Below are 5611 nucleotides of genomic sequence, written 5' to 3' on the forward strand. Positions count from 1 at the left end.
GCGTCAGTGGAAGTTGCTTCGGTTGAAGTAGCATCAACTTCTGGAGCGGTTGATGTTGCCTCTGTCGATGTAGAATTTGTAGAAGTGCCGGCAAAAAAGTCAGTGATGGTGTTAACGATGTTGTCGAGGATAGAGGGTGTCGAAGTCGCGTCTGTTGATGATGCAACTTCATTTGTAGAAGTTGCAACTTGATCGGTTGAAGTTGCGTCAGTTGAAGTCGCATTTAGATTTGAATCAATTGGTGTTGAAGTACTGTAAGTAAAAGCAATAATAGTTTTAGCAAAAAGTGTACTTTCATTTCCGGTACTCGTTGCGCCAAGTGTGCCACGAGCAGTGATCTTGTCGCCGATGTTTAGATTGGCGAGCGACAAAGTGATTGGCACTTCATTGCCGTTTGTATTTGAATGAATATCTTGGAGGTTGGTGAGATCGACAGTAAAAAGATTTATTCCTAGATATTTGGAACCCTGAGAATCATCGAGGGTTAGGGTCGTACTGGCAATGTTTGTGATGGTACCGTAGATGCCTATGACAGTAGCCTGAGAGCTATCTGTTTTAGTGGAAACGAGGCTTGTGGATGTTGCAACTAAACTATCCGCATTCGAAATCCCCCACCCAATAGCCGAAGCAATGGCTATAACAGCTAGCATTTTGAGGGATTCGACGTACCAGAGTCTCTTTTCTAGAACAATTTTCTCTACAATTACTATTTCTGGATCTTGTTTGGGACGTAAGTCAAGAAGGTTACTCATATGTCTAACATAATAGCATATTTAAGGATGTTTAAGTAGTGTTTGAGAAGTGTGGATAACTTATAAATCACTAGGCGGTTAATGAATCGCCTCGATTGTGATTTTTTTCAGTAATTCTGGATTGGCGGAGCCTTTAGTAGCCTTCATTCCCTGTCCAACAAAAAACATTAGAGCGCTTTCTTTGCCATTTTTATAGTCTGCTACTACATTCGGGTATTCCGCGAGGATTTTTTCTATGATTGTCTTGAGTTCACCTTCATCATTTTTTTGCATCAAGCCGTGCTCGTTGACAATGGCCTCTGGGTCACCTCCTTTTTCAAACATAATTTTTAAAATATCCTTGCCGGCGCGAGAAGAAAGCTTTCCTTCAGCCAACATGAGCATGAGCTTGGCAAAAGCTTCGTTAGATACAGGAATATTTTTTATGTCTGTATTTTTTATAAATCCGGCTACGTCTGAAGCAATATAGTTGGCTGCAAGGGTGATCGCTTTTTTGGTCACCTCTTTGTTTTTATTTAAATCTACATTTTTTACAACTAAATCAAAAAACTTTCCGTACATTTCGTTTTTGACAAACATATCGGCATCGTCGTCTTTGAGGCCAAAATCATTTTTGAGACGCGCGCGCTTTTCCCATGGCAGCTCGGGTAATTCTTTTTTGAGATTTTCTTTGGAAAATTCTGGCGCTTCGGAAAGTTTTAATTTTGGCAAATCTGGATCAGGAAAATATCGGTAGTCATGTGAATCCTCTTTGACACGCTGCGAAAAAGTTTTCTGACTATTTTCATCCCAGCCGCGTGTCTCCTGAATTATTTTTTCTCCGCGCTCGAGCAGATCTATGTGTCGAGCAATTTCATAAGTGATGGCGCGTTCAGCTGCTCGAAAAGAGTTTAGGTTTTTGACTTCGACTTTGGTGCCAAACTTTTTGGCTGGGACATCTAGACCCTTGGCTGGATTCTCATCAGCAAGCGCCACTGAAATATTGGCCTCCACCCGCATCTCCCCTTTTTCCATGTTCGCATCACCGGCTCCTAGATAGCGGAGCAAAGTCTGCAGCTCTTTGGCAAAATCTGCCGCCTGCTCAGCGCTATGGATAACAGGCTCCGTCACTAGCTCCATCAAAGGGACTCCGGCGCGGTTGAAATCTACTTGGGAAAAATCCCCCTGATCGTGTTTTGAAGTCGCGGTGTCTTCTTCTAGGTGCACCCGCGTCAATTCGACCCCTGCGAGCGAGCCGCCTGTCACCAGTGGAAATTTGTACTGGCTGATCTGGTAGCCTTTTGGAATATCTGGATAGAAATAGTTTTTGCGGTCGAATTCGGTAAAGTCAGCGAGCGTGCCTCCGACGGCCGTGCCCATTTTGAGGACGTGTTTGACAGCCTGCTTATTGATGACCGGGAGCGTGCCTGGGTGACCCATACAGATTGGACAAACATTGTAGTTTGGGTGCTCCTCGTCGGGGTTGTTGAGACAACCGCAAAACATTTTGGTTGTTGTTTTAAGCTCAGCATGAATTTCAAGGCCGATGGTGGGGAGGTATTTGAGAGTTGCGCCCGCGGCCGCCGCGGGCGCCTTGTTTTCCGCGGCTGATTTTGGCTCCGGATTCATGGGATTCATGCGCGAGATTATAGCATATCTTTTAAATCCCAGTATGGAGAGTGTGGGAGTATGGAGACTTTTTCCCGATATGTAATATAAGACATAATTTTTATGCTTTATATTACATATCGATAAAAAGGCGTAGTCGGATCCTTAATGTTTAGGATTATACGAAACCTACGCCTCCCTCAAAATCCCCACCAAATCCTGACTCAACTTTTTGACCGCTTCGTTATCCAGAATAGAAACTTCAAAGGCGTGCGGCATTTTTTTAATGATTTGTGAGAAAACCTTTATTTTTTCTTGAGCAACCTTGTGATCGAGCGAGTCTGTTTTAGTAAAAATAATATATTCCGGCTTTGCCACAAGAGTCGGATCAAAAGCGGCCAGCTCAGCGCGAACTGTCTTATAGTCTTCCGCCATTTTTTCGGCAGCTCTTTTCATTTCGGTGGCCGTTTCACTTTCCAGCGACACACAATGAAAAAGCATCCGCGTGCGCTTGATATGACGCAAAAATTTATGTCCGAGGCCTTTGCCTTCGGAGGCGCCCTCGATCAGCCCAGGGATATCAGCCAACACAAATTCGTAGAGGGCGCCGAGGTTTGGCTCAAGAGTGGTAAATTGATAACTGCCGATTTTAGCATTGGCATTGGTCAACGCATTTAAGAGACTCGACTTGCCCGCATTTGGCAGACCCACAAAACCGGCCGCGGCAATCAACTCTAGTTCGATATGAAAATCCGCCTCTTCCCCATCTTTTCCTTCGGTTGATTCCATCGGCTTGACGTTGGTCGAGGCTTTGAAATGTTCGTTCCCAAAGCCGCCGCGACCACCTTTTAAAATCAGCGTCGTCTGTCCCACTTCTTCTAAAGAAATACTGGTCTCAGCGGTAGTAGCATTTGTCTCAGACAAAGGAGAGATGTTGGTCACAATACATCCAACCGGTAAATCAATATACAAATCCTCACCATTTTTTCCATGCATGCTTCTCTTAAAACCGTGTCCCGCATTTTCCGCTTCAAACTCTTTTTTATTTCGATAGCGCAAAAGCAGGCCGAGGTCACTGACCGCTCGGACATAGACATCTCCTCCACGTCCCCCATCGCCCCCAGCTGGTCCCATAAATTCCTTGCCTTTTTCATGCAGCCAGCGCACCACCCCGTCGCCTCCGCGTCCTGCTTTAATATGAAATGAAAGTTCGTCGATAAAAGCCATAGGATTAAAAAGTAATTAAGTAAAAAGTAAAAAAATAAATAAAAACTACTGCAAGGCGAGCCGCGCCAACTCAAGGGCGCCTTTTTTGCTTTTGGCTACAGCGATAAAACGTCCGTTGTGGCAAAAAAGAGCGTCTGGCACCCCTGTCACTGAAGCCAGCTCCGCATCTTTTTTCCCCGCCCATGCGGCTGGAAAATATTTTCGGCGAGCAAAGGTGTCTGCGTCTGATTCAGCGCTCACTCCCTTGATCGACCAATGATCGTTGGCATCTTTGTATACCACAAAAAGCAACTTAGGGAAATCTTTGGCAAAAAAACGGGTCCGCGACGGCAAAATCATCAGACGCGGATCGCCCCCTTGGGCTTGCCACGCCGTGTAGATTTTGCGCACCTTTTGATTGTCACTGACTTTGTGCTGAGCCTTTTTGATTTCCAAACGCAGCACCGTCAAAGCCATGTCCAAAACTTTGGCAAAAATCTGATCGTAGATTTTTGGATTGGAAGGATCTGATTCTACCTCAGCCTCATATGCAAAAAACATATCCTCTATAGTGTATGGCATGACTGATCCAAAGATTGGTCTGACTATCATCTTGCCATTGTCCATAGCGTCAATGGGTTGGACCAGCATTTCATCAATCAAAGCCGCTACCTTTTCTGAGCCGGTGATTTTTTGCCCGTACTCTTTCCACACCAAACCAAAGGAGGCATAGGGTATCCCATTGTCCCGTTTTCCAGCACCTCCCTCCTGATGATGATCAAATCTTTTTTTCTTAGGGTCATAAACTCCTCCAACATCTACTACATAATCCGCCTCAGAAATATATTTTAGGTCGCGACTGCGGATCAATTTAAATTTTTCTAAAAGCAACTTCAAGACGGCTACTGAAAAAACATCATCCGGATGAAAAAAACCTCCGTGGGTCACAACTGTAATCCTCGAAGGCTTTTTTAACATAGATATTAAGCAAGACTACTACCGTGGCCTTTTGAAAGATCCAAGAGAGCAATGAAGAGACTCAAAACAAGCGGCCCGAGCAAAAAACCTTCCGGACCAAAGAAGCTGATGCCGCCTAAAATAGCAAAAAGCGTTAAAAGAGGATGAATATTGATTCCTCGGCCAATGAGCTTTGGCACCATAAAATTGTCAATCATGCCTACCGCCAGCGCCGCCCAGATAGCCAGACCGAGGGCCGCCCCTTTTGATCCAAAAAAGAAAAGCGAAACAATGATCGGTACAAAAACCAAGGAGGTGCCGAAGCCGGGCACCAACGACATGATTCCGGTCAAAGCTCCCCAAAGAGCAGCGCTTGGCACTCCGAAAATGCTGTACCCTATGCCGGCCAAAACACCCTGCACAATGGCCACCACCAAGGATCCGACTATTACCGACATGATCGTCCTACGCAAAACCTTGGCAATGGAAGCGTTGTGCTCATCAGGCAAAGGACTGAGCGTATTGAGAGTCGAAAGAAACTTGCGGCCGTCTTTTAAAAAATAGAAAGAAGCAAAGAGGGCCAAGAAAAGTTTGAAGCCGATACCAAAAGTGTTGGAAAAAAATGTTCCAAAGTTGCCGATAAACCATTGCGATAAATTGTTGATGTACTGAGTAGCATTGAGCGTAGCGAAAGGTAAATATGGGCGGATGTGAAGATTGATCAGCTGATCAAGAAAAATTGTGATGGACCCAGATCCACTGGAAGCCTTGGTATACATATCAATAGCTTCGCGGACAGCCTCAAAACCCAGCAAAGTGACTGGCAACAAGATCACGATCAGCAGCAAGGCTACCGTCACGAGAGAGGCCACTACCCCTGAATGGAAAAATTTTTCAAGCCTCTTGAAAACAGGGTAAACGATGATACGAGCGGTGGCCGCCAGCAAAAAAGAGGCCAAGAAGGGTTGAAAAATAAAAAAAGTCAGCAAGGCTGTGCCTGCAGTAATAGCCAGCAAAAAATAATGCTGGATCGAGGTGAGTGGAACTACTGGCTGGATGTTTGACGGATTGGTGCTCATGTTTTTAAAGCCCGAGCTGCTGGATCTGCC

At 45.2% G+C, this 5611-nt stretch carries 5 protein-coding genes; all 5 read right to left on the reverse strand.

What is annotated here, in order from left to right; translation table 11 throughout:
* Positions 1-752, reverse strand: a 752-nt coding sequence (locus tag PHF79_03780; GenBank protein ID MDD5318901.1) for a hypothetical protein, incomplete at its 3' end; no start/stop codon positions are given.
* Between the two features lie 78 nt (positions 753-830).
* Positions 831-2369 (reverse strand): Asp-tRNA(Asn)/Glu-tRNA(Gln) amidotransferase subunit GatB, encoded by a 1539-nt coding sequence (gene gatB / locus PHF79_03785; protein MDD5318902.1) that lies wholly within the window; start codon positions 2367-2369, stop codon positions 831-833.
* Positions 2370-2528: 159 nt separating this feature from the next.
* Positions 2529-3566, reverse strand: a complete 1038-nt coding sequence (gene obgE / locus PHF79_03790) for a GTPase ObgE (GenBank protein ID MDD5318903.1) — start codon at positions 3564-3566, stop codon at positions 2529-2531.
* Positions 3567-3611: 45 nt separating this feature from the next.
* Positions 3612-4523, reverse strand: a complete 912-nt coding sequence (locus PHF79_03795) for an MYG1 family protein (GenBank protein MDD5318904.1) — start codon at positions 4521-4523, stop codon at positions 3612-3614.
* A gap of 5 nt (positions 4524-4528) precedes the next feature.
* Positions 4529-5611: AI-2E family transporter (locus PHF79_03800; GenBank protein ID MDD5318905.1), on the reverse strand; the 1083-nt coding region annotated here is incomplete at its 5' end.

The sequence above is a fragment of the Candidatus Paceibacterota bacterium genome, assembly GCA_028714275.1.
Lineage (GTDB): Bacteria > Patescibacteriota > Minisyncoccia > Phycocordibacterales > CAINVO01 > CAINVO01.

Excerpts from the sequence above, each read along its gene's own strand:
- PHF79_03795 (MDD5318904.1), bottom strand. The coding sequence starts at position 4,523 with ATGTTAAAAAAGCCTTCGAGGATTACAGTTGTGACCCACGGAGGTTTT.
- gatB (MDD5318902.1), bottom strand. The coding sequence starts at position 2,369 with ATGAATCCCATGAATCCGGAGCCAAAATCAGCCGCGGAAAACAAGGCG.
- obgE (MDD5318903.1), bottom strand. The coding sequence starts at position 3,566 with ATGGCTTTTATCGACGAACTTTCATTTCATATTAAAGCAGGACGCGGA.